Annotated in this window: 23 protein-coding genes; 10 read left to right on the top strand and 13 right to left on the bottom strand. The window is 64.0% G+C overall.

Annotated elements, in window-relative coordinates; genetic code table 11:
• Window positions 1–8: 8 nt before the first annotated feature.
• Both AB7A72_RS11245 and AB7A72_RS11240 read right to left on the bottom strand, forming a co-directional pair.
• Window positions 9–395 carry a hypothetical protein gene (locus AB7A72_RS11245; protein ID WP_369460007.1) on the bottom strand — a complete coding sequence of 129 codons (387 nt, stop codon included), beginning with the start codon at window positions 393–395 and terminating at the stop codon, window positions 9–11.
• Between the two features lie 119 nt (window positions 396–514).
• On the bottom strand, window positions 515–982 hold the full coding sequence (locus AB7A72_RS11240) for a GNAT family N-acetyltransferase (protein ID WP_369460006.1): 468 nt from the start codon (window positions 980–982) through the stop codon (window positions 515–517).
• 261 nt (window positions 983–1,243) lie between these two features.
• Here AB7A72_RS11240 and AB7A72_RS11235 point away from each other — a divergent pair, with 261 nt between their 5' ends.
• Window positions 1,244–1,879: an HAD family hydrolase gene (locus tag AB7A72_RS11235; RefSeq protein ID WP_369460005.1), complete on the top strand. Its 636-nt coding sequence runs from the start codon at window positions 1,244–1,246 to the stop codon at window positions 1,877–1,879.
• On the opposite strand, the gene AB7A72_RS11230 is transcribed toward AB7A72_RS11235, so the two are convergent.
• The gene (locus tag AB7A72_RS11230) at window positions 1,873–2,790 is read right to left on the bottom strand and encodes a LysR family transcriptional regulator (RefSeq protein WP_369460004.1); all 918 of its coding nucleotides are present in this window, start codon (window positions 2,788–2,790) and stop codon (window positions 1,873–1,875) included. The genes AB7A72_RS11235 and AB7A72_RS11230 overlap by 7 nt on opposite strands.
• 135 nt (window positions 2,791–2,925) lie before the next feature.
• Here AB7A72_RS11230 and AB7A72_RS11225 point away from each other — a divergent pair, with 135 nt between their 5' ends.
• Window positions 2,926–3,675, top strand: a complete 750-nt coding sequence (locus AB7A72_RS11225) for an SDR family oxidoreductase (protein ID WP_369460003.1) — start codon at window positions 2,926–2,928, stop codon at window positions 3,673–3,675.
• A gap of 99 nt (window positions 3,676–3,774) precedes the next feature.
• Here the strand turns inward: AB7A72_RS11225 and AB7A72_RS11220 are convergent, their stop codons facing one another.
• Complete coding sequence (locus tag AB7A72_RS11220) at window positions 3,775–4,617, bottom strand: aminoglycoside phosphotransferase family protein (RefSeq protein WP_239812729.1); 843 nt, start codon at window positions 4,615–4,617, stop codon at window positions 3,775–3,777.
• Window positions 4,618–4,714: 97 nt separating this feature from the next.
• On the opposite strand from AB7A72_RS11220, the gene AB7A72_RS11215 reads away from it, so the two are divergent.
• The gene (locus AB7A72_RS11215; protein WP_312835963.1) at window positions 4,715–4,882 is read left to right on the top strand and encodes a hypothetical protein; all 168 of its coding nucleotides are present in this window, start codon (window positions 4,715–4,717) and stop codon (window positions 4,880–4,882) included.
• Window positions 4,883–5,180: 298 nt separating this feature from the next.
• A complete protein-coding gene (locus AB7A72_RS11210; RefSeq protein WP_312463207.1) occupies window positions 5,181–5,672 on the top strand; it encodes a hypothetical protein in 492 nt (163 codons plus the stop codon).
• 323 nt (window positions 5,673–5,995) lie between these two features.
• Here the strand turns inward: AB7A72_RS11210 and AB7A72_RS11205 are convergent, their stop codons facing one another.
• On the bottom strand, window positions 5,996–10,078 hold the full coding sequence (locus AB7A72_RS11205; RefSeq protein WP_369460002.1) for a CheR family methyltransferase: 4,083 nt from the start codon (window positions 10,076–10,078) through the stop codon (window positions 5,996–5,998).
• A gap of 358 nt (window positions 10,079–10,436) precedes the next feature.
• Between AB7A72_RS11205 and AB7A72_RS11200 the strand changes: the two genes are divergently transcribed.
• Window positions 10,437–10,877 carry a hypothetical protein gene (locus tag AB7A72_RS11200; protein ID WP_369460001.1) on the top strand — a complete coding sequence of 147 codons (441 nt, stop codon included), beginning with the start codon at window positions 10,437–10,439 and terminating at the stop codon, window positions 10,875–10,877.
• 174 nt (window positions 10,878–11,051) lie between these two features.
• Here the strand turns inward: AB7A72_RS11200 and AB7A72_RS11195 are convergent, their stop codons facing one another.
• The 3 genes from AB7A72_RS11195 to AB7A72_RS11185 all read right to left on the bottom strand — a co-directional run bounded on the left by AB7A72_RS11195 (window position 11,052) and on the right by AB7A72_RS11185 (window position 15,358).
• Window positions 11,052–12,644: an aldehyde dehydrogenase (NADP(+)) gene (locus AB7A72_RS11195; RefSeq protein WP_369460000.1), complete on the bottom strand. Its 1,593-nt coding sequence runs from the start codon at window positions 12,642–12,644 to the stop codon at window positions 11,052–11,054.
• 133 nt (window positions 12,645–12,777) lie between these two features.
• The gene (locus tag AB7A72_RS11190; protein WP_369459999.1) at window positions 12,778–14,109 is read right to left on the bottom strand and encodes an MFS transporter; all 1,332 of its coding nucleotides are present in this window, start codon (window positions 14,107–14,109) and stop codon (window positions 12,778–12,780) included.
• Between the two features lie 112 nt (window positions 14,110–14,221).
• Window positions 14,222–15,358: an iron-containing alcohol dehydrogenase gene (locus AB7A72_RS11185; protein WP_369459998.1), complete on the bottom strand. Its 1,137-nt coding sequence runs from the start codon at window positions 15,356–15,358 to the stop codon at window positions 14,222–14,224.
• A gap of 104 nt (window positions 15,359–15,462) precedes the next feature.
• On the opposite strand from AB7A72_RS11185, the gene AB7A72_RS11180 reads away from it, so the two are divergent.
• The 4 genes from AB7A72_RS11180 to AB7A72_RS11165 all read left to right on the top strand — a co-directional run bounded on the left by AB7A72_RS11180 (window position 15,463) and on the right by AB7A72_RS11165 (window position 19,618).
• A complete protein-coding gene (locus AB7A72_RS11180; RefSeq protein WP_407064974.1) occupies window positions 15,463–16,401 on the top strand; it encodes a LysR family transcriptional regulator in 939 nt (312 codons plus the stop codon).
• A gap of 241 nt (window positions 16,402–16,642) precedes the next feature.
• Window positions 16,643–17,641, top strand: a complete 999-nt coding sequence (locus tag AB7A72_RS11175) for a hypothetical protein (RefSeq protein ID WP_369459997.1) — start codon at window positions 16,643–16,645, stop codon at window positions 17,639–17,641.
• Between the two features lie 395 nt (window positions 17,642–18,036).
• Window positions 18,037–18,660, top strand: a complete 624-nt coding sequence (locus AB7A72_RS11170; protein ID WP_369459996.1) for a nucleotidyltransferase family protein — start codon at window positions 18,037–18,039, stop codon at window positions 18,658–18,660.
• A complete protein-coding gene (locus AB7A72_RS11165; protein WP_369459995.1) occupies window positions 18,647–19,618 on the top strand; it encodes an XdhC family protein in 972 nt (323 codons plus the stop codon). The genes AB7A72_RS11170 and AB7A72_RS11165 overlap by 14 nt, the downstream gene beginning before the upstream one ends.
• Before the next feature lie 68 nt (window positions 19,619–19,686).
• Here AB7A72_RS11165 and AB7A72_RS11160 read toward each other — a convergent pair whose 3' ends face one another.
• From AB7A72_RS11160 to AB7A72_RS11140, 5 genes are all read right to left on the bottom strand, one after another.
• Window positions 19,687–21,873 carry a xanthine dehydrogenase family protein molybdopterin-binding subunit gene (locus AB7A72_RS11160; RefSeq protein ID WP_369459994.1) on the bottom strand — a complete coding sequence of 729 codons (2,187 nt, stop codon included), beginning with the start codon at window positions 21,871–21,873 and terminating at the stop codon, window positions 19,687–19,689.
• A gap of 18 nt (window positions 21,874–21,891) precedes the next feature.
• Window positions 21,892–22,884 carry an FAD binding domain-containing protein gene (locus tag AB7A72_RS11155; RefSeq protein WP_369459993.1) on the bottom strand — a complete coding sequence of 331 codons (993 nt, stop codon included), beginning with the start codon at window positions 22,882–22,884 and terminating at the stop codon, window positions 21,892–21,894.
• Complete coding sequence (locus AB7A72_RS11150; protein ID WP_369459992.1) at window positions 22,871–23,692, bottom strand: 2Fe-2S iron-sulfur cluster-binding protein; 822 nt, start codon at window positions 23,690–23,692, stop codon at window positions 22,871–22,873. The genes AB7A72_RS11155 and AB7A72_RS11150 overlap by 14 nt, the downstream gene beginning before the upstream one ends.
• A gap of 627 nt (window positions 23,693–24,319) precedes the next feature.
• Entirely contained in the window at window positions 24,320–24,721 is a 402-nt protein-coding gene (locus tag AB7A72_RS11145; protein WP_312463188.1) for a BLUF domain-containing protein, read from the bottom strand.
• 68 nt (window positions 24,722–24,789) lie between these two features.
• Window positions 24,790–25,926, bottom strand: a complete 1,137-nt coding sequence (locus AB7A72_RS11140; protein WP_369459991.1) for an NAD(P)/FAD-dependent oxidoreductase — start codon at window positions 25,924–25,926, stop codon at window positions 24,790–24,792.
• A gap of 279 nt (window positions 25,927–26,205) precedes the next feature.
• Here AB7A72_RS11140 and AB7A72_RS11135 point away from each other — a divergent pair, with 279 nt between their 5' ends.
• A complete protein-coding gene (locus AB7A72_RS11135) occupies window positions 26,206–26,703 on the top strand; it encodes an ATP-binding protein (protein WP_369459990.1) in 498 nt (165 codons plus the stop codon).
• The last annotated feature ends 41 nt before the right edge of the window (window positions 26,704–26,744 follow it).

Genomic DNA, 26,744 nt, shown 5'->3' with positions numbered 1-26,744 from the left:
CGCCTGTTCTAGCGCCGAACGATGAGATCCGCCCACAGCGGGCGGATGCGCTCTTCCAAGTAATAGCCGCCGTATTCGGTGTACCGGAGAAATGCCCCCGAACAGCGGGCGCAGCGCCACAAGGTACTGCGGGTGTAGGGGTGCCAGCCAGGTGCTATCGGGGCATCGGGCGACCACAGGTTGGTGCCCGCTGGATGAAACTCTTCCAGCTGTTCCCACGACGCTTCGCTGCCCAGCGCGCCCAGCAACGCCAGGTGGTCGGTACCCGCGGCGGCAGACATCGACTCCCAACCCGGCCGCCACAGCGGTGTGCATTCAGCGCAACGGGGTTGGGCTGCCGCCTCGGCCGCAAAGGCCTGGAGTTCGGCGTCGGTTATCTGGTGCTGGGTCGTCACGGGTGGGTTATAGCGCAATGGAGAGATGCGGGGGAGTGTATGCCAATCCCGGCTCCAGGTGGGCCGGCAGAGGTGCGGGCAAGCAGCGCCAACGCCACGGCACCCCCGGTGCTCGCCCCCTATGGATGCAGCGGCTGCTGCGCCTTGCCGCTGGCTAGATCCTGGAAGTAGATAAGCTCAGGATCACCCGGGTCGAGATTCTCGACGATGCCGCTTCGCATGAAACCCGCGCGGACAAACAGGCTCTGCGCCGGTGCATTGGAAGCATTCGTACTGGTAAACAGCTTGGGGGTGACGCAGCGATGCGCCAGCTCGATGAGCAAAGCAAGCGCAACCCCTTTGCCGCGGTGTGCGGGAGCGACGCACACCAGCGGTATGAAACCGCATCCGAAGAAGTGGTATTCCAGCACCGCAAACCCCAGCAGCAGGCCGCCCTCGACGGCCACGATGCAGGAGGCTTGCTCGGCCATGCGCCTGAGCTCGGACCGTCTGCTTTCATGGTCCTGTGCATACGGATCACAGGCATAGAGCTGCGGCAGATCAGCGTCCAGCGCTGGGCGGAATACGAGGTCGGGGACAGCAGGCATGGGCAATGGATCCCTTTAAACTGGTTGGCTGGCAGGATCATGCCTCATCGCGAGGCGATGCAGCAGGCTTTGCAGCGCAGGAAGAGCGCCTTTCGCCGCAGCACGCTGTTGTGCCCCGGGCCAGGACAAGCATCGCAACGGCTGCGTTGCGCTGGCCTCCACTGCGGTGACCCCTTTCACGCAGCTACAGGCCGCCGCTGTACAAGGCGCCCCGAGGCGCTGAGAACCAATTTTTTAAAGTGGGCCGCACCCACCGTTCAGATGAAAACACCACCCATCGACACCGTCATCTTCGATCTTGGCAACGTTTTGATCCAGTGGGATCCCAGACATCTGTACCGGAAAATCTTTGTGGGCGATGAGGCGGGCATGGAAGCCTTTCTGGCGGAGGTGTGTACCGCCGAGTGGAACGACCAGCAGGATCGGGGCCGGCCGTGGAAGCAAGGCATTGCCGAGGCCATTGAACGGCATCCGGCGCAGGAGGCCGCCATTCGCGCCTACTTCGACCGCTGGTCGGAGATGGTGCCTGGAGCGATCGACGATTCCGTTGCCATCCTCAAGGAGCTGCGGCAACAGCCGCTGCGTCTGCTCGCTTTGACCAACTGGTCCGCCGAAACCTTTCCGATTGCGCAGGCGCGCTTCGATTTTCTTGCCTGGTTCGACGGCATCGTGGTGTCCGGCCATGAACGCCTTGCCAAGCCCCAAGCAGAAATTTTCGAGCTGGTCATCGCCCGTTTCAACCTGAATCCTGCATCGGCGGTATTCATTGACGACAGCCCGCGCAATGTCGAGGCAGCAATGCGCCAGGGAATGCAAGCGATCCATTTTGTAGGTGCTGACGATCTTCGGGCGAGATTGCGGGCACTGGGGATGGAGATCAGCGAACGGGCTCAGTAGTTCCTATGCAGCAATGGCGGCACCAGGCGCGGATCACGCAGCTTGTCCACCCACCACTGCAGCGCCGGCCCTGCGCGGTGCGAATGCCATCCGACAAATAGCAGGTTGGGGTCACGCGGGTCCTGCGTGGCCAGCGCCACCAGGCTGCCGTGGGCCAGGTGATCGCGCACTTTCTCCAGCGGTAGCCAGCCAACGCCCAGTCCCGCTACCTGGGCAGCGATCTTGGCGCGCATGCTGGGCAGCGCCAGGCGCTCCTGGTGCGTCTGCACACCGTAGCTGCGGGCGACCGCCAGGCGCGAGGTATCGGCCACGACGACCGAGCGGTGCGCGGCGATGGCCTCCACCGACAGCGGTTGCCCGTCTCGTGCCTCGCGTGCCAGCGGGTGGTGCGGTGCCACGGCAAACACCCATTCCAGCTGCGCCAGCTCAAACCATTGCAGATGCGCCATCGCCGGCGGCTCGTTCGTGGCAGCCACCACCAGGTCGGCGCGCTGGTCCAGCAAGGCCTCCCAGGTGCCGCCCAGCACCTCATGGGCCATGCGCAGGCGCACGCCACTCTTGAGCGCGTCAAAGTCGGCGATCAATGGCAGCAAAGCCTCGATGTTGGCCAGCTCGTCGGTCACGATGCGCAGCTCGGACTCCCAGCCCCGCGCCACCTGCTTGACCCGCTCCGTCAGCCGCCGCGCCTGGGCGTGCAACTGTGCGCCCTGCTCCACCAGCAGCAAGCCGGCAGGCGTGAGCGCGATGCGGTAGCCCGCACGGTCAAACAGCAGGGCATCGAGCCGCTCCTCCAGCTGACGCGCCGCATAGGACACGGTGGACGCGGCCTTGCCCAGCCGCTCGGCCGCGCGCGACAGGCTGCCGGTGGCGCGCACCGCTTCGAGCAGCTGGAGATCTTCGAGACTCAACATGTTCGGTATTTTTGCACGAGTTCATCGAAATCCTGCTGTCTGTAGCGCGATCCATCGGCAGATACTTCATTCATCAGCCCTGCATTGGGGCTGATAACCCAGCAAGACATCAACGAAACAACCGAAGGAAAAATCATGAACCGCTTTGAAGGAAAAAACATTTTGGTCACCGGTGGCAGCAGTGGCATCGGCGCTGCAGCCGCCATCGCCTTTGCCCGTGAAGGCGCCCGGGTAGCAACCACCGGCCGCGATGCCGACAGCCTGGCCCGCGTCAAGGCTGAGCTGGGCCCCAACGCGCTGGCCCTGGTCAGTGAAGCGGGTGACGTATCAGCCCAAGCCGCACTGGTGGCCGAGTTGCAAACGCAGATGGGCGTGATCGATGGCGTGTTCATCAACGCCGGCGTGGCCAAGTTTGGCCCGCTGCCGCAGATCGATGAGGCGCTGTGGGACAGCAGCTTTGACACCAATGTCAAAGGCCCCTACTTCCTCATCCAACGCCTGGCGGCGCTGATGACGCGCGGCGGATCGATCGTGCTGAACGGCTCGATCAACGCCCACATCGGCATGCCCAACTCCAGCGTCTACGCCGCCAGCAAGGCCGCGCTGATCTCCCTGGCCAAGACCTTGTCGGCCGAACTGCTGCCGCAGGGCGTGCGCGTGAATGTCGTGAGCCCCGGCCCCGTCAGCACCCCGCTCTACGGCAAGCTGGGCCTGGCCCCCGACCAAGCCAAGGCCATGGCTGCCGGCATCCTGACGCAGATTCCACTGGGCCGCTTTGGCACCCCAGAAGAAATCGCTGCGACGGTGTTGCACCTGGTGTCCAAGGAATCTGGGTTTATTGTGGGGACGGAGATTATTGCGGATGGGGGGATGAGCCAGATGTGAGGGGGTGGGCGCACGTTCTGCCGCAAACGCCCCCCCCATGGGCCAGGCGGAGGGGAACAGGTAGTGGAAGCAACCGAGCAGACCGCAGCGATGGGATCGTCAAGCCAACGCCTGCCTGGCCAGTTGTGCAACAGCCAACTCCTCATCGGCCTCGGTTCTGCATCCGTCTTCCAAAAACCAGGCCGCTGACAACGCGGCATGGGCCATCACCCACCGGAGCAGGCGCTGACGCTCCAGGCCTGCCACATCGACCACCACGGCCAACTGCCGCGCAAAGCGCTCCGGGTCGGTACAGGTCTTCAGGTCCGGGTTGCACAGCACATTCACGTAGTCGTAATACCGCTCACCGGTGACGCGCTTAGGGTCTATCGCGAGCCATCCGCGCTGTTCAAAATCGAGGATATTGCTATGGTGTGCATCCCCATGCAGGACGACCTGCTCCCTCTGATCCTGCAGCAGCTCTTGCGCCACCATTGCGCATTCAGCCATCAGGCCGCCCTGCTGCGCGGCCATCGGCGCCAGCGATCGAAAGAAATCCGCCAAGGGCAGCAGGTTTTCAGGCGGCGGCGCAGAAGGCCGGTGGGAATGCAGTTGATGAAGGCTGAGGCAGATACAGGTCGTCGCTGCGTCATCTTCTCCCTCTAAAGCCATGCGCAGCAAATGCCTGGAGCCCGTGGCCCGCTCCATCAGCAGCGCGCCTGACGGCGGATCGGAGGCATAAACGCGAGCCGCACCGGCGCCATCCCACCATTGCAACACTTGCCCGCCGATGCGCTCGTCCAGGTCTCGGCTGATTTTGATCATCGCCGGGAGGCCATTCCACTTCCCCGTGAGACTGACAGGCAGAAGATCGCTGGTAGACGTGGCCAAAGGCCTGCCAGCGGGCTGCGCGCCCCAGCGCTGGAGATGGGCTTGGAAGAGATGGAGGTCGAGGTCTGGCATCCCCCAGATTGTCGTGGAAGTTCCCAGGCATCCAGCGGCAAGCCCGTTGATGAACATGGGGGCAGGTGCCGCCTGCGCCCGCGCCAGACTGCTGCAGATGATCGAAGACCTGGTGCGCAGCATCGATATCCAACTGCGCACCCAGCCATCACACCGCTTCGGCCTCAAGGCGTCACAAGACGAGCACCGCGCCATCGTGGCAGCCTGCCGTCCAAGGAATCTGGGTTTATTGTGGGGACAGAGATTATTGCGGATGGGGGGATGAGCCAGATGTGAGGTGGGGGCAGCAGGTGCCGGCGCATGGGCTTAGACCGCTGCGCCGCAGTTACTGCCTGGGTCTTGAAGCTGCAGTTGACGCATTTGCTGCCAGTGACAGCTTTAGGCTGTGGATGCCAGCGATTGACGCAACTACGCGGCCTGGATCTTTGATGTCAGCCGCTTTGAACACCGGGCTTGCTGACGACCTTCTGAAGCCGACACCGTTAAGATAAGACCCAAGCACGCAAGACTGTATGAATATACAGTAAAATTCTGCCCTTGATAGTTTTCACAAAGGCCCAAAAATGTCTGAAGAGCTCCAACAAGAAGCTGCCTCCGTCTTCGAAGACTGCCTTTGGCATCACAACGGCTGGGAGGCCCGCGTCATCAAGAATGAAGACGACGATGGCTGGGCGGTTGCCATGACCCAGGACGGCCAGGCCGAGCCCAGCCTGGTGGGGCCATGGACGATGGGCCGCGACAAGAAAAATCCCAAGCCGCTTGACGTTTCTGCCTTCAACACCCTCGTCAAGACTGCCCACGAAGTCATGCGGCGGCATGAGCAGCACCTGGCGGCCCAGTTGCACAAGGACATCCAGATCGTGGTGAATGGATCGCGCGTGACCGTCTCTCTCGATATTGAGCCCGACGAGGACAATCCCTCCGCGACCCTCACCGCCACCGCAGAGGATGGCAGCGCGTTGGCCAAGGTTCGCGTCCGGCCGGACCATAGCCTCAGCCGAGCGTCTGCGCAACGTTGGGCCGATGCAGGCTATCCGCGTCCCGGCGAGGACTGAGCTTCAGGCCGCGCTGGCCCAATTTGGCACGCCGGAAGAAATCGCTGCGACGTTGCTGCACATGGTGGCCAAGGAGTCCGTGTTTATTGTGGGGTCGGCGCTTTTTGCGGAATAAGCCAGATGTGAAGCTGGGCCGATGGCGGCGGCAAGCCGACGCTCCCGGCAACTCTTGCCTGCTTTGGCATAGCTTCGCCTCCACCGCATGGTTTGTGTCGGACGGCTTCCCCGGAGCCGCCCAGCATTTCGTCATCACCCACAGGCCAGGTCATCAGCCCAAGCCACGAGGAGCCGCCTGTGCCCAGCTTGCAACTGCGTTGCTGATCTCAGCGCGCCCGCTCCAGCAACATGCCGATGGCGGTCACCAGCACCTGGATCGTGATGGGCTTTTTCAGGTGAAGGTCGAACCCCGCCTGCAGCGACAGTTGCTCATCTTCCGGCCGTCCGAAGCCGCTGACCGCGATGGCCGCTGCATTGGCCGTGCCCGGCAAGTGTTTGAGCTCCCTGAGCATATGGCGCCCGTCCATGACGGGCATCGCAATATCGGAAACGATCACGTCAAAATCGGACTGCTGGGCATGCGCAATGGCTTGGCTGGCATCTCCCGCCTTGGTTACCGCAAAACCACTGTCTTCCAGCAGCAGTGATGTCAGCTCCAGCGCATCTTCGTCATCATCGACCAGCAGCACGCGCACGCCCTGCGACGGCAGCCCACCGGGCTTTCCGGGCTGCGGGCTGCCCCTGGAGCCGACCAGCAAGGGCAGACGCAGGGTAAAACAGGCACCTTGGTCAAGCCCGGAGGAAGTCACACCCACCTCACCGCCATGCAGCTCTACAAGACTCTTGACGAGCGCAAGCCCAATCCCCAGCCCTTCGGACTTGCGGGTGTAGGCGCTGCCATCTTCCTGCATGAACATGTCAAAGACATACGGGAGAAACTGCGGCGCAATGCCCTTGCCGCTGTCCGCCACCGAGATGGAAGCCCAGCCATCGCTCTCGCCCACCGCCACCTTGACCGTGCCTCCAGGCGGCGTGAACTTGACTGCGTTGCTCACCAGGTTCCAGATGACTTGCTCTATGCGAATAGGGTCGGCTTCGATGGTGACATCGTCTCCGCTGCAGCTCACCGAAATCTGCTTGGTGCGTGCATGGACCTGGATCGCTTCAATGATGCGATCAATCAATGGCCGAACGGCGAAGGTGCTTGGCTGCAATGCCAGTTTTCCGGTGTTCAGGCGCGACAGGTCGAGCAGGTCATCAATGATGCGTGCCTGCGAGCGCACCGTGCGCTTGATGTTTTCAGCGGCCCGGATCAGCGGAGCAGCGGACTGGATCTGCTCGGCGCGGCTGAGCACCTCGGCGTTCAAGAGCATCAGGTTCAGCGGCCCCTTGAGCTCATGGGACATCACCGCCAGAAACTCGCTGCGCGCGGCGGTAGCGGATTCCAGGCGCTTGCGCACCTGCTGCTCGGCACGCAGCAGATCGGCCTGCTGCTTCTCCAAGCGTTGCCGCTCGGTCAGATCGCGCGCAATCTTTGCGAACGCATGGGTGGTGCCCTCAAAAAAGCAGCTGGTGATTCCGCTGCAGTAAAAGCGCGAACCATCCTTGCGCAGATGCCAACGCTCATCCAGAGCGCGGCCCTCTGCAAGGGCCTGGCGCAGCTCTTCTTCGGGTTGACCGGCCTGGCGGTCTTCAGGTGAAAACAGCATGCGGAAATGCTGGTCCAGCACTTCCAGCTCGGTGTAGCCGAACATCAGCTCGGCGCCTCGGTTCCAGCCCGTGATGGCGCCTGCACTGTCCATGGTGACCATCGCATAGTCACGCGTGGTCTCTGCCACCATGCGCAGGCGCTCGTCCCGAACGCGTACAGCCTCCTGCGCCTGGCGGCGCTCGGTTACGTCAATGAAGTTGAGCACGGCGCCATTGATACGGTTTTCGCTGGTGCGGTAGACCGAGACACGCATCAGGTACCAGCGGCCATCTGCCGAAGCCAGCTCGCGCTCGATCGGGCTCAGGGTGGCGATCACATGCTGCACATCTTCGCTCAGCCCCTCATGCTTGAGGCGGTGGGTGAGGTCCAGCAAGGACCGCCCGACATCCGACGACAGAACGCTGAACACCGAGCTTGCCAGCGGTGTGAATCCTTTGATGCGGAGATCGCGGTCTACGAACAGCGTGGCGATGTTCATCGACGCGATCAGATTGCTCAGATCGTCATTGACCCGGTCCGCCTCCTCCACCTTGTGCTTGAGCTCAAAGTTGACGGTAGACAGTTCCTCATTGACCGACTGAAGTTCTTCCTTGCTGGTTTCCAGCTCTTCCGTCGTTGAACGCATTTCCTCGTTCATCGACTGCAGCTCCTCATTCGAGGCGCGCAATGCCTCGTCCGAATAGACCGATTCACCCAATGTCCCCTGCAGCTGCTGTCCCAGCCGCTGCAGCTCCCTCTCCAGGATATCCACGGCGGGATCGACGCCTTCACTGCCCATACCCAGGTCCTGATGCACCTCTTCGAACCTGATCAGCAGCTGGCCGCTGGCAGCCATTAGCGAGCCGCCATACACAGACATGCGCACCACAATCGGGCCCACTTCTCCATCGATGGTGACCGGCCGAGCAGCTGCGCTGCCGCCCTCGCGGGCCACCAGCAACAGCGCTGGACGCAGCGATGGCACGAGCTTGGGAAGCAGGGATTCCATCAGCCCTTGCGAGGGCTGGCCCTCGGCATAGCGCAAATAATGGCTCGCACCCTTGCTGGTATGCAGTATCTTGAACTGCGCATCAACAAAAATGCTGACGCCAGCATGGACTTGCAAAACACGCTGGTGCAGATCAGCAATCGGAGATGACTGCGATTCCAGCTCAGGCACGGGTGCGGTAGGGATCGAGACCGTGCGCAGCGGCAGCAACTCGCGGCGCTGAGCCGCCAATGGGGTGGCGCGGTAGATGCGGTGCTTCTTGTCCACCACCGCAAAGTGGTTGGGCATGGCGTCTGCCGTTTCCGCCGAGCCCAAGATGAGCAGCCCGCCCGGATTCAACGCAAAGTGGAAGACCTTGAGCACCTCAATCTGGATGGAACGGTCCAGGTAGATCAGCAGATTGCGGCATGAAATGATGTCGACCCGCGAGAAAGGCGCATCGCGCAACACGTTGTGGCGGGTGAACAGGATCTGCTCGCGCAGTGCCTTCTTGACACGCAGGCCGTTGTCAGTGGGCTCCAGATACCGACGCAAACGTGTCGCAGAGATATCGTGGGCGGCGCCCGATGGATAGTGGCCCGTACGCGCGCGGGCCAAGGCCCGCTCGTCGATGTCCGATGCGAATATCTGTGCACTCACGCTCTTCATCTCGGCCACGTGGTCGTTGAGCATCATGGCCACCGAGTAAGCCTCCTCACCGGTCGCGCAACCTACCACCCAAGCTCTGGCTTGCTCCGGACGCTGCTTGGCAAGCAACTGCCCGTAGAGCTGGTCGAGCATGTCAAAGGCTTCGCGGTCGCGAAAGAAGCTGGTCACGCTGATCAGCATGTCCTGCAGCAGCGGGCTGGTTTCTTGCGGATGGCTGACCAGGTATTCGCGGTAATGCTGCAGACTGGGCTGCCGGGTGATCTGCATCCTTCGCTGCAGCCGTCGCAGTACCGTCCCCAGCTTGTAGTGGTGAAAATCATTCTGCGTACGTTGCAACAGAATATCGAGAACGTCGCGGATGGCTCTCTGCGCCATCTCGTCCTCGATCTCTGCAGAAGACGATGCCTCAGGCTGCGGCTCGGGCACCTGGGGCAGCAGCATGGTGCGGGCGTTTTGCCACAAGTCCACCAGCTTCTGGCCCATCTCGTGTACCGGCAGTATGAAGTCGGCCAGGCCCGTTTCCACAGCCGCATTGGGCATGCTGGAGTGCTCTGCGTCCGAAGGCTTCTGCACCATCGTGACGCCACCTTCCTGCTTGATCTCGGCAAGGCCCACGGAGCCGTCACTGCCGCCACCCGACAGAACCAGCGCAATCGCCCGCTCACGATGCGCGATGGCGAGCGTGCGGAAAAACACATCGATGGTCACCAGGGCACCGCGGGGACGCTGGCCCGGCTCGACGACCAGGTGGCTGTCATCCATCTGCAGCTGAGAGCCCGGTGCTATCACATAGACATGGTCCGCTTCGATGGCAGTCGTCTCTCTGACCTGGACGACCTTCATCGGCGTTGCGTGCTGAAATATCTCCGGCGCGTGGCTCTCGTGGTTGGACGACAGGTGCAGCACCACCACAAAAGCCATGCCACTGTCGTGCGGCACATGCTGTAGCAGACGAATGACTGCTGAAATGCCCCCAGCGGAAGCGCCAATGCCCACCACGGGAAATGGCAGTGTTGACAACTGGATGGTTTTACACGGCGGGCTGGTATTGTGTTCGCTCATGATGCGTCCCTCTGAAGCCCGCCCAGGACCGACCTGGTAGTGAGTCCAACGCTAAGCGAGATATTGTTGCCCGAATCGGCGAAGGAACATTATGGGCGATATACCGTTACAGCCCGCCTAAGATTGCGCCTGAATTGCGTACCTTTCTTGTGCCAAAGCGCCAAGAGGCTTTCGCCACAGAGTCAGGATCGTGCTGGTCACCTACAGCGCGGCCTGTTTGGCGTGGGGATGGTCGGCAACCACCCCGCCCTGGCCCCTTCGCGCCGATTCACCCTGCATTCAGGCAAAATTCAGCCGATCGAGGCAGCCTGGGCTCAGGTCTGCCGGTATGCCCACCTTGAAGAATGGAACAACACCAATGGCACTGACGAAAAAGGGCGATTTCATGTACGGGACGACGTCCGGCGATACCCAAGCCGAGCTGCGCAGCTACAGCGTTGCGAATGGCCATGAGGCCACCCGGTTTGCCTCGTCCAAATGCGATTGCGGCTGCCGTACTTTTGCGCTGCAGACCGATGAAGAAGCCGGCGTGGCCATCCGCACCTGCAGCGACTGCGGGCAGGAACACCTGATGGGCGACAGCGAGGACTACCTGGAAGAAGCCACCCCCGAGGGGCACGCCTGCGTGTGCGAGAACGAGGTGTTCGAGCTGGTGTCCGGCGTCTCCGTGTACAAGGGCACACATGATGTGCGCTGGTACTACATCGCCTGCCACTGCGTGGAATGCAATCTGGTGGGCGTCTTCGCAGACTGGAAGTGCGAAGCGGGTGACGCGGCGGCCTTTCTCGCCAAGGTATAAGCGCGCGCCAGGTGGTGGCGGCAGCGTGCGCGCCACCAAAAACAGGCGCTCCAGTGCAGCAAGACGGGCACCGGTGATGCGCGCTACCTCCACCCAGAGAGCCAGGCGCCCCATTGCGGTGGAACGCCAGGCTTGCTACTCAAAAGAGCCCTTGCAGCGCGCTGACACCCAACCTCAGCCCACCGCCCCCTGGCTGGGCTGCCCATCCACCAGCCGCCACAGCCCCAGCGCATTGCCATTCTGCAAAGCCACGGGCCGCAGCGCATCGGGCAGGTCCTGGTAGCAGACCGGGCGCAGGAAGCGGTCGATCGCGCTGGCACCGACGGAGGTATACATGGCGTTGGAGGTGGCGGGGAAGGGGCCGCCGTGGACCACCGCGTGGCTCACTTCGACGCCGGTGGGGAAGCCATTGACGAGGATGCGGCCGCACTTGCGCTCCAGCACCGGCAGCAGCGCGCGGGCGCTGTCGTGGTCGCCCTGCTCCAGGTGCAAGGTGGCGGTCAGCTGGCCTTCCAGGTGCTGGGCGACCTGCAGCAACTCGTCCACGCTGCTGGCTTTGACGACGATGGAGGCCGGACCAAACATCTCCGACTGCAAGGCCTCGTTCGCCAACCAGGTCTGCGCGCTGGTCACATACAGCGCGGCCTGGGCGGCGTTGGCATGGTCGGCGGGCACGCCAGCAGCCAGCTGCTCCACGCCGGCAGCGGCTTGCAGCTGCGCACGGCCGGCCTCATAGGCCTGGTGGATGCCGGCAGTCAGCATGGTTTGTGCGCCCTTGGCGCGGATAGCGGTGGCTGCCGCGCTGATAAAGGTGCTGAGCGCAGGGCTGTCGATGGCCAGCACCAGGCCGGGGTTGGTGCAGAACTGCCCGGCCCCCATCGCCAGCGAATCGGCAAAGCCCTGGGCCAGCGCCTCGGGCCGTGCAGCCAGCGCCTGGGGAAGCAAGAAGACGGGGTTGATGCTGCTCATCTCGGCATAGACGGGGATGGGCTCCGCACGGTGGTTGGCAATGCGCAAAAGCGCCAGGCCGCCTTGCCGCGAGCCGGTAAAGCCAACGGCCTTGATCTCCGGGTGGGCCACCAGCGCCTCGCCCAGCCCACGGCCTGCGCCCACCAGCAGCGAGAAAACGCCTTCGGGCATGCCTTGGCGCTGCGCCGCCTTTTGCACTGCCCGCGCCACCATTTCAGAGGTGCCCAGATGCGCGCTGTGCGCCTTCACAATCACCGGCGCGCCAGCGGCCAGTGCCGATGCGGTGTCGCCCCCAGCCACCGAGAACGCCAGCGGAAAATTGCTGGCACCAAACACTGCCACCGGGCCCAGCGGAATCTTGGCCAGGCGCAGATCGGCACGCGGCAGCGGCTGGCGATCGGGCTGGGCGGTGTCGATGGTGGCGCGCAGAAAATGCCCGTCGCGCACCACCTGGGCAAACAGGCGCAACTGGCCCACAGTGCGGCCGCGCTCGCCCGTCAGTCGCGCGATGGGCAAGCCGCTTTCCGCATGGGCGCGCTCGATCAGCGCATCGCCCAGTTGCAGGATTTCTTCGGCAATCGCCTCCAAAAAGGCAGCGCGCTGCGCCAGCGGCAGATGGCGATACGGGTCGAAGGCGGCAGCGGCCATGCGGGCCGCCAGCTCGACCTCGTGGTCGCCACCCAGGCCAAACTCGGGCTCGGCGATGGGAGCGTTCAGTGTAGGGTTGAAGGCGCGTTGGCTGCCGCTGGTGCCGCGCAGGCTGCGGTAGCCAATGACCATGTCTCCAGTGATCTGCATGGAGGGTTTCCTCAAGAAGTTGCGTTGGGGGAAAAGATGAAGGGGATGCGCGAAGGCCGCCAGGAAGGGCAAGACCTGCCGCAGGTAAGCAGCGCTGCGGCAGGTCCGGCCGCTCAGGCCAGCATTCCGGCCATCACTCATCCAGCGGCAGGCCGCTGCGGTCGCGGGCAACGCCCACGGCGACGATGGACACCAGCGCACAGAGCACCAGGAAGATGACCACCGGCACATAGCTGCCGCTGTAGTAGGCGATCAGCGCGGTGGCGATCAGTGGCATCGGGCCGCCCACCAGGGCTGCACCAATCTGGTAGCCCAGCGACATGCCGGTGTAGCGGATGTCCGGCGGGAAGGCCTCGGCCAGCAGGGTGCCGATCATCGCGCCATAGCTGGACCAGATGATGCCCAGGCCCACACCGACGGCCAGCGCCGCTGCCCAGACGGATTTCTGGTCGAGCAGCCAGAAGTACGGGAAGATCCAGAGCATGAACGCGATGCTGCCGCCGATGAAGACCTTCTTGCGGCCGATCTTGTCCGACAGGTGCCCGAAGAACAGCATGCAGGGGAAGGCGATCAGCGCGCAGATCAGCACGATATTGAGAATCGTCGCGCGCGCAAAGCCGTGGTCCATCATGTACGAGATGGTGAAGGTGGCGTAGAGGAAGAAGGTCGAGGTCTCCACCACCTTGGCGCCGATGGCGATCAGCACTTCCCGCCAGTGGAACTGCAGGGTCTGCTTGATCGGAATGGGCGCGCTGCTGCGGCTGGCCTGGATTTTCTTGAACGAGGGCGTCTCGCCCACCGCATTGCGGATCCACATGCCGACCATCACCAGCACAATGGAGCCGACAAACGGAATGCGCCAGCCCCAGGAGAGGAAGGCCTCTTCGCTCATGCTTGCGCTCAGCAGCGAGGTGATGATGTTGCCCAGCGCCAGGCCCAGCACTGCGCCGGTCTGCGGCACCGCACCGTAGAAGCCGCGCCTCTTGCGGGGCGAATACTCGACCGCCAGCAGCACGCCGCCGCCCCACTCGCCGCCCAGCGCCAGGCCTTGCAGCAGGCGCAATACCGTCAGCAGGATGGGCGCGAGTATCCCAATCTGCGCGTAATTGGGCAGCAGGCCCATCAGCACGGTCGACAGGCCCATCATCGACAGGGTCATCGCCAAGGTCTTCTTGCGGCCAATGCGGTCGCCGATGTGGGAGAAGATCACGCCGCCAATCGGGCGGATCAGGAAGGCCAGCGCAAACGTGGCCAGCGACAGCATCTGGCTGACCAGCGCGTTGTCGCTGGGGAAAAACTGCTTGGCAAAAATGATGGACGACATGGTTCCGTAGAGGAAGTAGTCGTACCACTCGATGGTGCTGCCCACGGCGCTGCCAATCAGCGCGCGCCTGCGTTCCGCATCCGGAACCATGGTTTCCTTGTCGGCCATCGTGGCCGTGTGATTCAGAGAGCTGCTGCTCATGTCTCCACCTCAGGTTGTTGGTTTATCAATGTCTGCCTGTGCGCAAACCTTCGGCCTGCCATCCGTTGCGGCGGCGGGCCGGGCTTGCGTCTGTTTTGTAGAAAGTGCCGGATTACATCGACTGGCGCAGCATCTCGACGTAGTCGTCTGCGCTGGCCTCACGCGGGTTGGTGCGGTGGCTGTGGTCGGCCAGCGCGCCCTTCACAATGCGCTCGAACAGGTCTTCGCTCACGCCCAGCTCGGCCAGGCCGGTGGGCAGCTGCAGTGCGCGGGATTTGGTGACCAGGGCTTCCTCCACCGACACGCCGTCGGGCAGGCCCATGGCCTGCGCCAGGCGCGCGATCTTGTTGTCGCGCACCACCGACTCTGCGCCCCGGTTGAAGCGGATCACCGCCGGCAGCAGGATGGCGTTGAGCGTGCCGTGGTGCAGCTTGGGGTTGATGCCGCCCAGCGAATGGCTGAGGCTGTGCACGCAGCCCAGGCCCTTCTGGAAGGCGAGCGCACCTTGCAGCGAGGCACTCATCATGTTGCTGCGCGCCTCCACATCGGCGGGATCGCGGAAGGCCACCTCGATATGGCGCCAGGCGCGCCACAGGCCATCGAGCGCAATGCCATCGGCCGGCGGGTTGAAGGCAGGCGCCAGAAAGGTCTCGATGCAGTGCGCAATCGCATCCATGCCGGTGGCGGCTGTCAGGCCCGCCGGCAGGCCCAGGGTCAGATTGGGGTCGCAGATGGCGACCTTGGGAATCACATGGGGCGAGAGGATGCCGACCTTGCGGCCATCGTCCAGGATGATGATGGCGCCACGCCCTACTTCGCTGCCGGTGCCCGCCGTGGTGGGCACCGCGATGATGGGCAAGGTGGCGGCGGTGATCCTCAGCGCACCGCCCTCGATCAGCGCAAACTGGCGCAGCGGCCCGGCATGGCGGGCCGATACCGCCACCGCCTTGGCCAGGTCAATCGACGAGCCGCCGCCCACGGCGATGATGCCGTCGCAGGCGCTGCCATTCAGCGCCTCGACGCCGGCGCGCACGGCCGTCTCCGACGGGTTGGGCGGTGTGCCGTTGAACAGGCCGAACCGGGCAGCGCCCAGCGCCTGCCTGACCTGGTCGATGATGCCAGCGGCCTCCACCCCTTTGTCGGTCACGATCAAAGGATTGGTAATACCCAGCTTCTCGCACACTTCCTTCAGTTCCGCCAGCACACCGGCGCCAAAGCGCACTTCGGTCACATAGTTGATCAGAGCCATAACGTTTTACCAGTTATATCCATTGCTATCAGAAGGCCCGAAGTCTAGGCAGCACTGCCCATTCGGTACACTGACGGCTTCCCATACCGATATAACTTTTATTCATGTCCAGCGGCATCCCCAGCCTCAATTCCGTCATGTCGCGCCTGCATGCCAAGCAGCTGCGCCTGCTCATCGCCATCGAGGAAAGCGGCTCCCTGCTTGGCGCCGCGGACAAAGTCGGCCTCACACAGCCGGGCGCCAGCAAGGCGCTGCGCGAGCTGGAGTCGACGTTGCAGGTGGACCTGTTCGAACGCACAAACCGAGGGTTAATCCCGACGGAGGCCGGGCACTGCGCGCTGCGTTTCGCCCGCCTGATCCAGTCGGACATCAACCAGCTGCGCTTTGAGCTCGATGCCATCGCCAGCGGCGTCGGCGGCCACCTGGCCATCGGCACCATCATGGGCGCGGTGCCGCTGCTGTCCGATGCGCTGTCGAACGTGCTCGCGCGCCAGCCCCACATGTCGGTGGAGATCATCGAGGACACCAGCGAGACCTTGCTGGGCATGATCGAGCGCGGCCAGATCCATGCGGCGATCTGCCGCTCCTCGGTCAGCCGCACGCCCGAGGTCTATGACTCCCTGTTCATCAAGCAGGAGTCGCTGTCGGTGATTGCCAGCGTGCGCCACCCTGCCATGGGCGCCAAGGCCGTGCAGTTGCAAGACCTGCAGGACAGCCGCTGGCTGGTGTACCGCGCCCGCATGCCGATGCGCCGTTTGCTGGAGCGCGAGTTCCAGGAAGCGGGACTCCATTTCCCCTCGCACCTGATCGAGACCACTTCGGCGCTGGCCACCGTCACCATGCTAGGGCGCAACAACGACCTGGTGGCCCTGGTCTCCGACGACATCGCGACCTACTTCTCGCGCAATGGCCTGGTCGGCATCATCGATCTGACCCTCCAATCGCGCAGCGAACCCTATGAGCTGGTGCTGCGCAAGGGCGCGCCCCGCAGCGCTGCACTGGGGCTGCTGGTGGATGCGCTGTGCGGCCACGAGAACGACTGAACTCAGAAATAACAGTAGCGGCACGCCCAGCTGCGCATACTGTTGCCTCAAGCGCACACTCGTAACCCAATGTAATAAAAACTGCTAGGATCGGGCAGCGCAGCCCTGCCTTGCAGGGGCCAACCCATTCAGATTCAAAGATACCTTGGTGCACCCCAGATGGCGGGGATAGATGAAGACGCACCACCCCATGCGCTTTAAGAGTTTGAATGAATGAACAATAGCGGATGACAAATAGCACATGAAGACCAAGCAGATCGCGGCCGCAGCGGCCAGCCTTGCGCTGCTGGGAGGATGCACGCCTTATGCCTACCAGGGACGCATGTCCCAGGATGAGCAACTGAAGATCTACCGGGATGTGGAAACTTCACGGCGCGAAGCCGCCCGGAATTTTGAGAAGTACGTGACGATTTGCCTGGCTGAGTTTCCGAATGCCACCGACGTCAAGAACGATGGCAACCAGCATTTGTCCGAACAGTGGGCGGTGAACGTGGCCATGGTTTCTGATGGCGATCCGCTGGTCTGCTCCGTCAGCCGGGACAGCCTGACGGTGGAACGCGTCCACAGCGGCTCGCGCACGATGGCACTGAGCGAGTACCGGGCTTACCTGAATGGCGAATTGGCGCCCAGCGCCTACCCATCCAAGGATGTGTCGCTGGGCACCTCGGACAAGTACCTGCTGGCACCACGCCCTAACCTGCAGCTGTCGCGGCTGGTATGGGATGAGCTGGCTGCGCCAGAACGCCAGCTGCTGGAAGCGAACTACAGCATCGACTACTTCGCAGCGGCGGAGTTCGGCACCATCATCGACGTGCAGGGTGTCGACGAATCCACGCCCGGCACGCACGCGGGGGCGGCCATTGGCAGCGCCGTCGCCAGCGCCGCCTATATTGACCGCGCCATTCGCGGCGGACATAACTACTCCGTCGGTGTCAACCTGGCGGTCGGGATATTGGGCGCCGTGCTCGGCTCGCTGGCGGACAAGCCCGCCGTCACACAATTCCAGTTCCGCTACACCATCAAGAAAGGCGACGGCGAGCTGGACTATGTCCACCAGGTCCAGGAGACGGCCTTCCGCAGTTCGCCAGGCGCCTGCGTGCTGTTGCCCACCTTGCAAGCGGCCACACAGCAGCTGTGCGACCAGACCACGGACAGCCTGAGAAAGCGCCACCTGGCTAAGCTGCAAGCTGCAGCGGCGGCAACCCCGGCAGCAGCACCACCTGCGCCGCAGGCAGACTGAAGGGAGTGCCTGGCGCGATCCAGAGACGCTGAGGGACCCGCGAGGTCCCCAGCCGCAACACCGGCCCATCGCTTGGCATGCGCCCGCAGGCCGGCACACAGGTGGGAGCGCGGCAGCCGGACAAAGCCGCCAGGTAATGGCGCCACTGTCCATCTGGTCTGACAGACGCTGCCTCGGTTTCGGAGGTGGCAGGCACAGGGGCACTCACTACACTTACCAGCTCCACCCATGCGTTCCCGCAATGGTTGGCATGCGCATCCAGCAGGAGCACCACTGCCGGTGCGCCATGCACCCTGCCATCCCCATGAGAAAGTTGCCTGTGCCTCAGCCTGCCACCCACACCCCGCTCCGCACCCAGCGGCAACCGGTCAGCCTGCCGCTCGCGCAACGCAGCGATGCCTAGGTCTCGCCAGATGCCGCCTCCGTTCAAGCCTACCGTGGTGGTCCTGGCCGCCGGCCACGGCCGGCGCTTTGCGCACTCGGGCGGTACAACCTACAAGCTCGACGCGATGCTCGGCGATGGGACGGTGCTGGCGCAGGTGCTGCGCAGCGTTGTGGCATCCGGTCTGCCCTGCCATGTGGTTCGCCGTGCCGAGGGTGTTTCATCCTCCGGGATGGACGGCATGGGCTATTCGATTGCCCGGGGCGTGGCGGCGACGCCAGACGCCGATGGCTGGCTAATCCTGCCTGGCGATCTGCCTTTAGTCCGCGCGCAGAGCCTGGTAGCAGTGGCGCAAAGCCTGGCCACGCATGCGGTGGTGGTTCCACAATGTGGCGGTCAACACGGCCACCCTGTGGGTTTTGGCAGAACTTGCCGTGAGGCATTGTTGCAGCTGCAGGGCGACACAGGGGCCAGCGCCATTGTGCGTGCCCATCGGCAAGCGGGAACGGCCCACAGCTTGCTGCTGGACGATCCTGGCATCGCCATCGATATCGACACCTGCGATGACCTGGCGCGGGCACAAGCGCTGCTGGCCAGCGGAGCTTTTGCACAGGGGGCCAGCGATGGAAAACGTTGATGCGCGGGTGCTGCGCTGCGCGCGCGGCTGGCTGGCCAGCGGTTACCGCGTCATGCTGGTGACCGTCGTCAAGACCTGGGGATCGTCCCCCCGCCCCATCGGCTCGATGATGGCGCTGCGCGAAGACGGTCCCTGCATCGGCTCAGTGTCCGGCGGTTGCGTTGAGGACGACCTGGTGCACCGCTACACCAGCGCCTATGGCGCCAGTCCCCTGCCGCAGTCCACGCCGGAGCTGGTGCGCTATGGCATCACGGCCGACGAGGCCCACCGCTTTGGCCTGCCCTGTGGCGGCACCTTGGAATTGCTGCTGGAGTTTGCACCGGCGCCAGCGGGAATGGATGAGCTGGTGCAACGTCTGGAGGCGGGGCAGCTGGTGCAGCGCACGGTCGATTGCCAATCCGGGCGGGTCAGCCTGGCAGATGCCTCGGCACCTGCGGCGGTTCAATTTGATGGTGCCAGGCTCTCGGTCACCCTGGGGCCCCAGTACCGCATGCTGCTGATCGGCGCGGGCGCACTGGCAGAGTATGTGGCCGTGATGGCGCTGTTCAACCACTTCGAGGTGACTGTCTGCGATCCGCGCATCGAGCACCGCGACACCTGGTCGGTGGCAGGCGCCCAGCTCAGCACCGAAATGCCGGACGACGCCGTGCGCCGCATGAAGCCGGACGCGCGCAGCTGCATCCTGGCGTTGAGCCATGACCCCAAGCTCGATGACCTGGCGCTGCTGGAAGCACTGCACAGCCCGGCTTTCTATGTCGGTGCGATAGGATCGCGGCGCAACGCCGACAGCCGCAAGCAACGCTTTATCGAGCACTTTGACGAGACGGAGCAATCGCTGCAGCGGCTGCATTCGCCAGTGGGCCTGCCTATTGGCAGCAAGACCCCAGCCGAGATCGCGGTGAGCGCGATGGCCGAGGTGCTGGCCGTGAAGAACAGCATTCTGCAACCCCGCCGCTAACCGTATCCGGCGGCGAGCGGATGGACTGCAGCGGACCGGTGCGCGGCCCGCTGCCTTACACGTTGCACTTACAGCAGCTTGTCCGGGGTGATCGGAAGACTGCGGATGCGCTTGCCGGTGGCATGGTAGACGGCATTGGCGATGGCCGCCGGAATGCCGACCATGCCCAGCTCGCCCATGCCCTTGACCCCCAGCGGATTGACGATGGTGTCGTCCTCCTCGACAAACACGGTCTCGATCGCATGGATGTCCGCATTGACCGGCACATGGTAGTGCTGCAAATTGGCATTCATGAAACGCCCGGTGCGGTGGTCCACCTCGGTGCCCTCTTCGAGCGCCATCCCGATGCCCCACACCACTCCCCCGATCTCCTGGCTGTGCGAGGCCAGCGGATTGAGGATCTTGCCGCAGGCGGTGATCTCGATCACGCGGGTGACCTGCACAGTCCCCAGATCGGGGTCTACCTTGACCTCGACAAACTGCGCGCCATGGGCGAGCGATGCATATTTGTCGCGCTCGGGCGATGGGGTTGATTGGTAGACCTCGGTGATCTCGTCCGTGCCGGTGCTGCGCATGAGCCCGGCAATATCCACTCCGCGCGCCGTATCGCTCTTGCGCTGCAAGCGGCCATCGAGCATCTCCACATCGTCAGCACTGGCGCCTTGCAATGGCGAGTGGGCATCGCGCTGGGCCAGCGCCAGCAGCTTGGCGGTGATGTCCAGGGCCGCGCCACGCACCGCCGAGCCGACGCTGGAGGTGGTCCAGGACCCGCCTTGCGCAGGCGCCTTCGGCTGGCGCGTGTCGCCCAGCTCAAAGCTCACCTGGTCCAGCGGCAGGCCCAGAAACTCGGCCGCAATCATCGTCATCACGGTGTAGGTGCCTGGGCCAATGTCGCTGGTGGCACTCGAGACGGTCGCCGTCCCATCCGGCCGGAACGTGATCTTGGCGCTTGCAGGCATCTGCATGGCTCCCCACACGCTCGATGCCATGCCCCAGCCCACCAGCAGCTTGCCGTCGCGCATCGACCGCGGCTCCGGCTTGCGGTTTTTCCAGCCGAACTTCTCGGCCCCCAGCCGGTAGCACTCGCGCAGCGCCTTGCTGGAGAAAGGCTTGCCACTCTCGGGATCCACCTCGGCATAGTTGACCAGGCGCAGCTCCATCGGATCCATCTTCAGCGCATAGGCCAGCTCGTCCATCGCGCTCTCCAGCGCAAACATACCGCTCACTGCGCCGGGTGCACGCATCCAGGTGGGAGTGGCCAGGTCGGTGGCGGCCACCTTCAGCGGCATGTTCAGGTTCTCGCAGGCATAAACCTGCTTGAGAAATCCGGTCGTATTGTCCGAGAAGGTCTCGAACGACGAGGTGTTGTGGAAAGCCTCCTGCACCATCGCCTGCAGCTTGCCATGGGCATCTGCGCCCAGCCTGACCTTCTGGATCGTCTGCGGCCGGTAGCCATGCGCGGTGAACATCTGCGCGCGCGTCAGCACCAGCTTGACCGGACGCTTGAGCTCGCGGGCGGCCATCGCCGTCAGCGAGGGATAGTAGTTGGGCTTGAGCGAGGAGCCAAAGGCACCGCCGACAAAGGGCGAGACCACACGGATGTTCTCGGCCGGCACGCCCAGGCCTTCGGCCAGGTGCTTTTGCACGCCATAGACCTCCTGGGTCTTGTCAAAGACCGTGAGCTTGTCGCCCTCCCACAGTGCGATCGCGGCATGCGGCTCGATCGGGTTGTGGTGGTTGATGGGGATGTGGTACTCGGCGTCCACCTTGACGGCCGCTGCTTGCAGTGCCTTGTCAGGGTCACCGCGTGGGGGCGTGTTGTCGGACGAGGGCTTGGCCTTGTCCAGCACCGCCTCCAACGCCGTGGTATGGGCCTCGCTCTGGTAGCTGGCCTTGACCAGACGCGCCGCATGGCGCGCCTGCTCGTAGCTTTCCGCAACCACCAACGCTATCGGCTGGCCGTTGAAAAACACCCGGTCCGATTGCAGCGGCCAGGCCCATTGCGGCTCTGCATCGGCAGCCGGCGCTTTGCCCAGCCGCCCGGCATTGAGATGGGTGAACACGCGCACCACGCCGGCCGCCTGCTCGGCCTCGCGGGTGTCGATGGCCGTGATGCGCCCTTTGGCCACCGTGCTCAGCACGACAAAGCCATAGGCGGCATGCGGCACCTGGAATTCAGCCGTGTACTTGGCCTTGCCAGTGACCTTGGCCACCCCGTCCACGCGGGTGGTCCCTTTACCTAGATAACGTGCCATGGTGATCCTCCTTCGCCGTCAAACCCATTGGGCGGCACGCATCAGCGCCCGCACCACGGAACGTTGGCCCAGCTCCACCTTGTAGCCGTTATGGGCCAGCGGCCTGGCACCGCTCAGCGCCGCTTGGGCGGCCTTGGCAAAAACTGCCTCGTCGGCACGCTGGCCCACCAGGGCCGCCTCGGCCTCGGCACTGCGCCAGGGCTTGTGGGCAACACCGCCCAGTACCACGCGCGCCTGGCGGATGGTGCCCCCTTCCAGTTGCAGCGCTGCTGCCACGGACACCATCGCAAAGGCGTAGGAGCTGCGGTCGCGCACTTTCAGATAGTGGCAATGCCTGGCAAATTCCGCAGACGCGACGGGCAGCTCGATGGCCACGATGAGGTCACCATGCGCCAGGTTGGTATCGTGCTGCGGCGTATCGCCGGGCAAACGGTGGAGATCGGCAATCGGAACCAGCCGCTCGCGCCCGTCCGTGGCCCGCACGCGCACGCTGGCATCGAGGGCATACAGCGCGTTGGCCATGTCGCCCGGGTAGGTGGCGACGCAGGCATCGCTCCAGCCGAACACCGCATGGATCTTGTTCAGCCCTTCGCGCGCACCGCAGCCGGTGCCGGGCTCGCGCTTGTTGCAGGGCGAGGCAGTGTCATAAAAATAATTGCAGCGCGTGCGCTGCAGCAAATTGCCGCCATTGGTCGCCATGTTGCGCAACTGCCCCGAGGCGCCTGCGACGATGGCCTGGGTCAGCAGCGGATAGTTCTCGCGCACCAGGGGATGGTTCGCGGTCTCGGTGTTGGTGGCCAACGCGCCCAGCGACAGTCCCGCGCGGCTGCGCTGGATCTGCCGCAGCGGCAGTTGGCGGATGTCGACCAGGCGCGTGGGCCGCTCGATATCCTCCTTCATCAGATCGACAAGGTTGGAGCCGCCAGCGAGAAACTGGGCGCCTGGCACGCCACCGATGGCCGAGGCGGCGGACGCGGCATCGGCCACCCGGAGATATTCAAATGGTCGCATGGCCATCCTCCTTGCGGTCGGACGCGATCTGCGTCTGGGTGGCGTAGCCCCAGGTCTGGGCCGCTTGCCGCCCTGAATGGACATCCTGCACGGCCGCAACCATGCCCGGGTAGGCACCGCAGCGGCAGATGTTGCCACTCATGCGTTCCTTGATTTCTTCGTCCGTCAGGCGGGTGGTGGTTTTGCGCACGTCGCCCGTGACATGGCTGACATGGCCGCGCTGGGCCTCGTCGAGCACACCGATGGCCGAGCAGATCTGCCCCGGGGTGCAGTAGCCACACTGAAAGCCGTCGTGCTTGATAAAGGCCGCTTGCACCGGGTGCAGCTGCTCGCCCTGGGCCAGGCCCTCGATGGTGGTCACCTCGCGCCCTTCCAGCGTTGCCGCCAGGGTCAGGCAGGACAGCACGCGCTGGCCGTCCACCAGTACCGTGCAGGCGCCGCACTGCCCCTGGTCGCAGCCCTTCTTGGAGCCCGTCAACGCCAGATGCTCACGCAACGCGTCCAGCAACACCACGCGCGAATCGAGCTCAAGCGTCTGCGCTGTGCCGTTGACCTGGAAAGCCACCTTCACCACGTTCTGCGCATTGGTGGGCGCCACCGCCGCACCGTGGGGCAGCGGCATCTGCGCCAGCGCCGCCTCCTGCGCCAGCAGATCAGCGGCAAACAGGCCCACACTGCCGGCAGCCGAGTGGATCATGAAGCTGCGCCGTGCCTGGCCTACGCCCTGTAGTTGCGGCATTGCTTGGAGCAAGGCCGCCTCGTCAGCGCTCAGCCTTGCCGGAAAATCAGCATCGTCGGAATGTGTCATCGTGGGTTCCTTGGTGGCGCGCCGGAAAAAGGCGCATGCAATGGGACAGCGCTGACCAGGCCAGGGCGTTCGAGGCGACGCATGGGGCTTGGCATGCAACGGAGCAGTGGGTCGCGGAGGCCGTAGCGGCGCCCTCCAGCTTTCCCGCATGTCCCGCCTGTCGCTGCGCGGTGCTGTGGCCCGGCCCGGGAACTGTTGCACCGCACGCCAGTACATCCTAATGCCGGTAGCGGAAAACGCAGGTGGGACTGCAACCCCGTTTGTCCGAAGGGCTGGTCGTACAAACTGCGGGTGACACGAACGAGGATGGGCGAGGCGGCCGGAGCCTAAGCGCAAGCATGCCGGGATCCACACCCGGCCGCATATGGCCGGCCCCTTCAGCGCTGGCGGCAAGTACCGTGCTGGGCTAAGACGCTGCAGGCGCTGCACCATGCGCATGCAGAGGGTATGGCAGCACGGCGGCAGAGGGCCTGCCCGCGCTGTTGTCACCATCAACAAAGTGGTGACGGCGCAATGTATGGCGGCTGCGCCATGGTGGGAGGAAAGCTGAGCGGATCGCTGACCGGGGGGATCAGGATGCACTGGGACAGCAGCACCGAGGGTGCCATCGCTGCTGCTGTCAACGGGTTACAAACGGTCCAATTCCGCGACGGCGGTCGTAAACAGGTCCAGCGCCGCATCCCCATCAATGGTGGCCATCAGGTCGATGTCCAGCTCTTCCAGGCTGACATCGCTGTAACCCATCGACCATGTCGCATAGCGGCGCTCTTCCAGTGCGCTGCCTGCATTCAGTTGCAGAAAGTCCGTATGCCGGCGGTCCCGGACAAGATTGCGTACGAGTGCATCGATTTCGCTACCGGGCCCTTCGATGTACTGGGTGAATCGCTCACCATCGAACACCAGGATGCCGGTGATGCCGTGCAGCGCATTGAATTCCCGCGCCACCTTCACAATGGCGCCCACTTCGGTGGGATCGCAATCGGGAGCCAGCCGACTTGAATAGAGGAAGTAACCCAACAGTGTCGACATGGTGGCGCCTTTCAAGAATATTGACCCACTGTAAACCCTTATTCAATAGACCTTTGCTTTTTTGCAGCTTATTTGGTGAAGTAGCGCAATGACTGCCCACAAAATCCGGGCCGGAAGACAGCAGTCGTGCGGGGGTTTGGCAGTGCAGCAGCTACGGGACGCCCTGGGCCGCGTGCCACCGGCCTGGTTCGGCCGACGGCCACTGTCCGCCTCCAGTCCCCAGAACCGATTGCGCGCAGCGGCGGCCCAAGAACGGTGTCAGGATCACGCAACGATGCGCCACCAATGCAAACAGCCCGTCGATCCCCTCCACATAGCCGCACAGCGGCCGGTCGTCGGACGTCATCGGGCGCTGGGCAGCGCCTACGGACCGCAGAGGTGGTGCCTTCGCGAGCCCCAACAGCTGTGCCACTTGGCGGCCCGTGCGGGCGGCAAGCGCGGGTGAAGCCGGCTTCACCCGCGCGCGGATAGTCTGCAGCCGACACCAGTCCACCGGCCAGCGCGGGCCGAAGCTCCACCTCGTCAGCGCAGAGGAGGTGACGAAGGCCATGGGCCTGCATATCCCATCGAAGCAGCACGGCCGGCGACTGGCCAATGGGAAGATCAACGCCGGCGGTCAACGCCAGTGCGCCCACGCCAAAGCCGTTGGCCAGCACGACGGTGTCTGCCACCAGCTTCTGCCCGTCCACGATGACCGCAGCGACCCGGTTGCCGGCCACTTCAACGGCATCTGCCGTCCCGTGGCGCACGCATGCGCCCAAGTCCAGAGCGCCGGCCCGCAACTGGCGTGCCAATAGCGCAGGCTCCACTGCGAAATCGTCGGGCGCCCAGGCGGCCAGAGGCGGCCGCTGTGCCAGCCTCGGCTCCTTGTCAGCGATCTGGGACCCGGCCAGTCCTTCCATTCGCGTACCAGCCGCCCTGTGCTCCGCAATCATCGCCGCCGTTTCCTCTTCATTGGCCCCCCACAGCAGCGCTCCGCGCGCAGCGATGGGCAGCGGGCCGAGTTGGCGCTCGATCGCTGCGAACGCTTCCAGGGCCTGGAGCCTTTCGGCGAAGGCGGCAGGGTTGCTGGAGGGGGTACTCGCGCTGGATCCCACCCAGCCAAAAGAGCAGGAGGTCGCCGTGGTGCGGCTTTGTGGAGCGCTTTCGACCAAGGTCACTGCGGCACCGGCATGGGCGAGATGCCAGGCTGCCGAGGCGCCCATGATGCCGCCCCCCACCACGACGACCTGGACGCGACGTTTGACAGTGGGCGAATGGGGGGTGGATAGCGGTACCGCTGTCGAAAACCCGGATGGTGGGCGTGGTGCAAACTCGGATGTCATAAGGCGCTGTCAAGACGCCTAGTGCCTGTGGCAGCCAGGGTCTCTCAATGGTGCTTGAAGGGATCAACCGCACATGCTAGCCGCGCCTGGGATCCCATGCCAGGCCGGAGGCAAACGGCTGCGGGCTGTGCTTTGCGGTCAGCGATACCGGAATAGGCATTGACCTGGACCGGGGGCATTGGTATTTTTGGCGCCTTCCAGCCAATGCAGGAGGAAAACGGCAGCACCGGATTGGGGCTGTTCATTGCACAACGCATTGTCTCGGCGATCGGGGGCTCCCTGAGTGTCACGAGCACCGCAGACGCAGGAACGACGTTTTCATTCAGCTTTCTTGCACCGCTAACCGAGGGTCCCAGGGCAGAGTGGCCCGTTCTGGCACGAACACCGATGCAGCCTGCCAAGCAGACGGGAGATGCTGCACCAACCCCGCACGCCATGCCGGCAGACCAGGCTTTGGAGGAACTCGCCCATCTGGCGCTTCATGGCCGCCTGACCGATATTGCGCGCTGGATCGACGTCCAAAGCGCCTCGGGCGATAGCGCACCCCTCTTCGCTGCGCTCCGCGATCTGCTGGAACGGTTTGATTTTTCTGCCATCCAGCAGCTGACATCCCACCGGGCTGCTGGCAGCGCCGTGAATGGCCAGGGCGTGGGCTGATCCGGCGAGGCTGCGAGGCGGCGCTCCAAGCCGTCTGAATG

The organism is Comamonas sediminis (genome assembly GCF_041107495.1).
In the GTDB taxonomy this organism is placed as follows: domain Bacteria; phylum Pseudomonadota; class Gammaproteobacteria; order Burkholderiales; family Burkholderiaceae_C; genus Comamonas; species Comamonas sediminis.
This window is presented reverse-complemented; position numbering and strand designations above follow the sequence as displayed.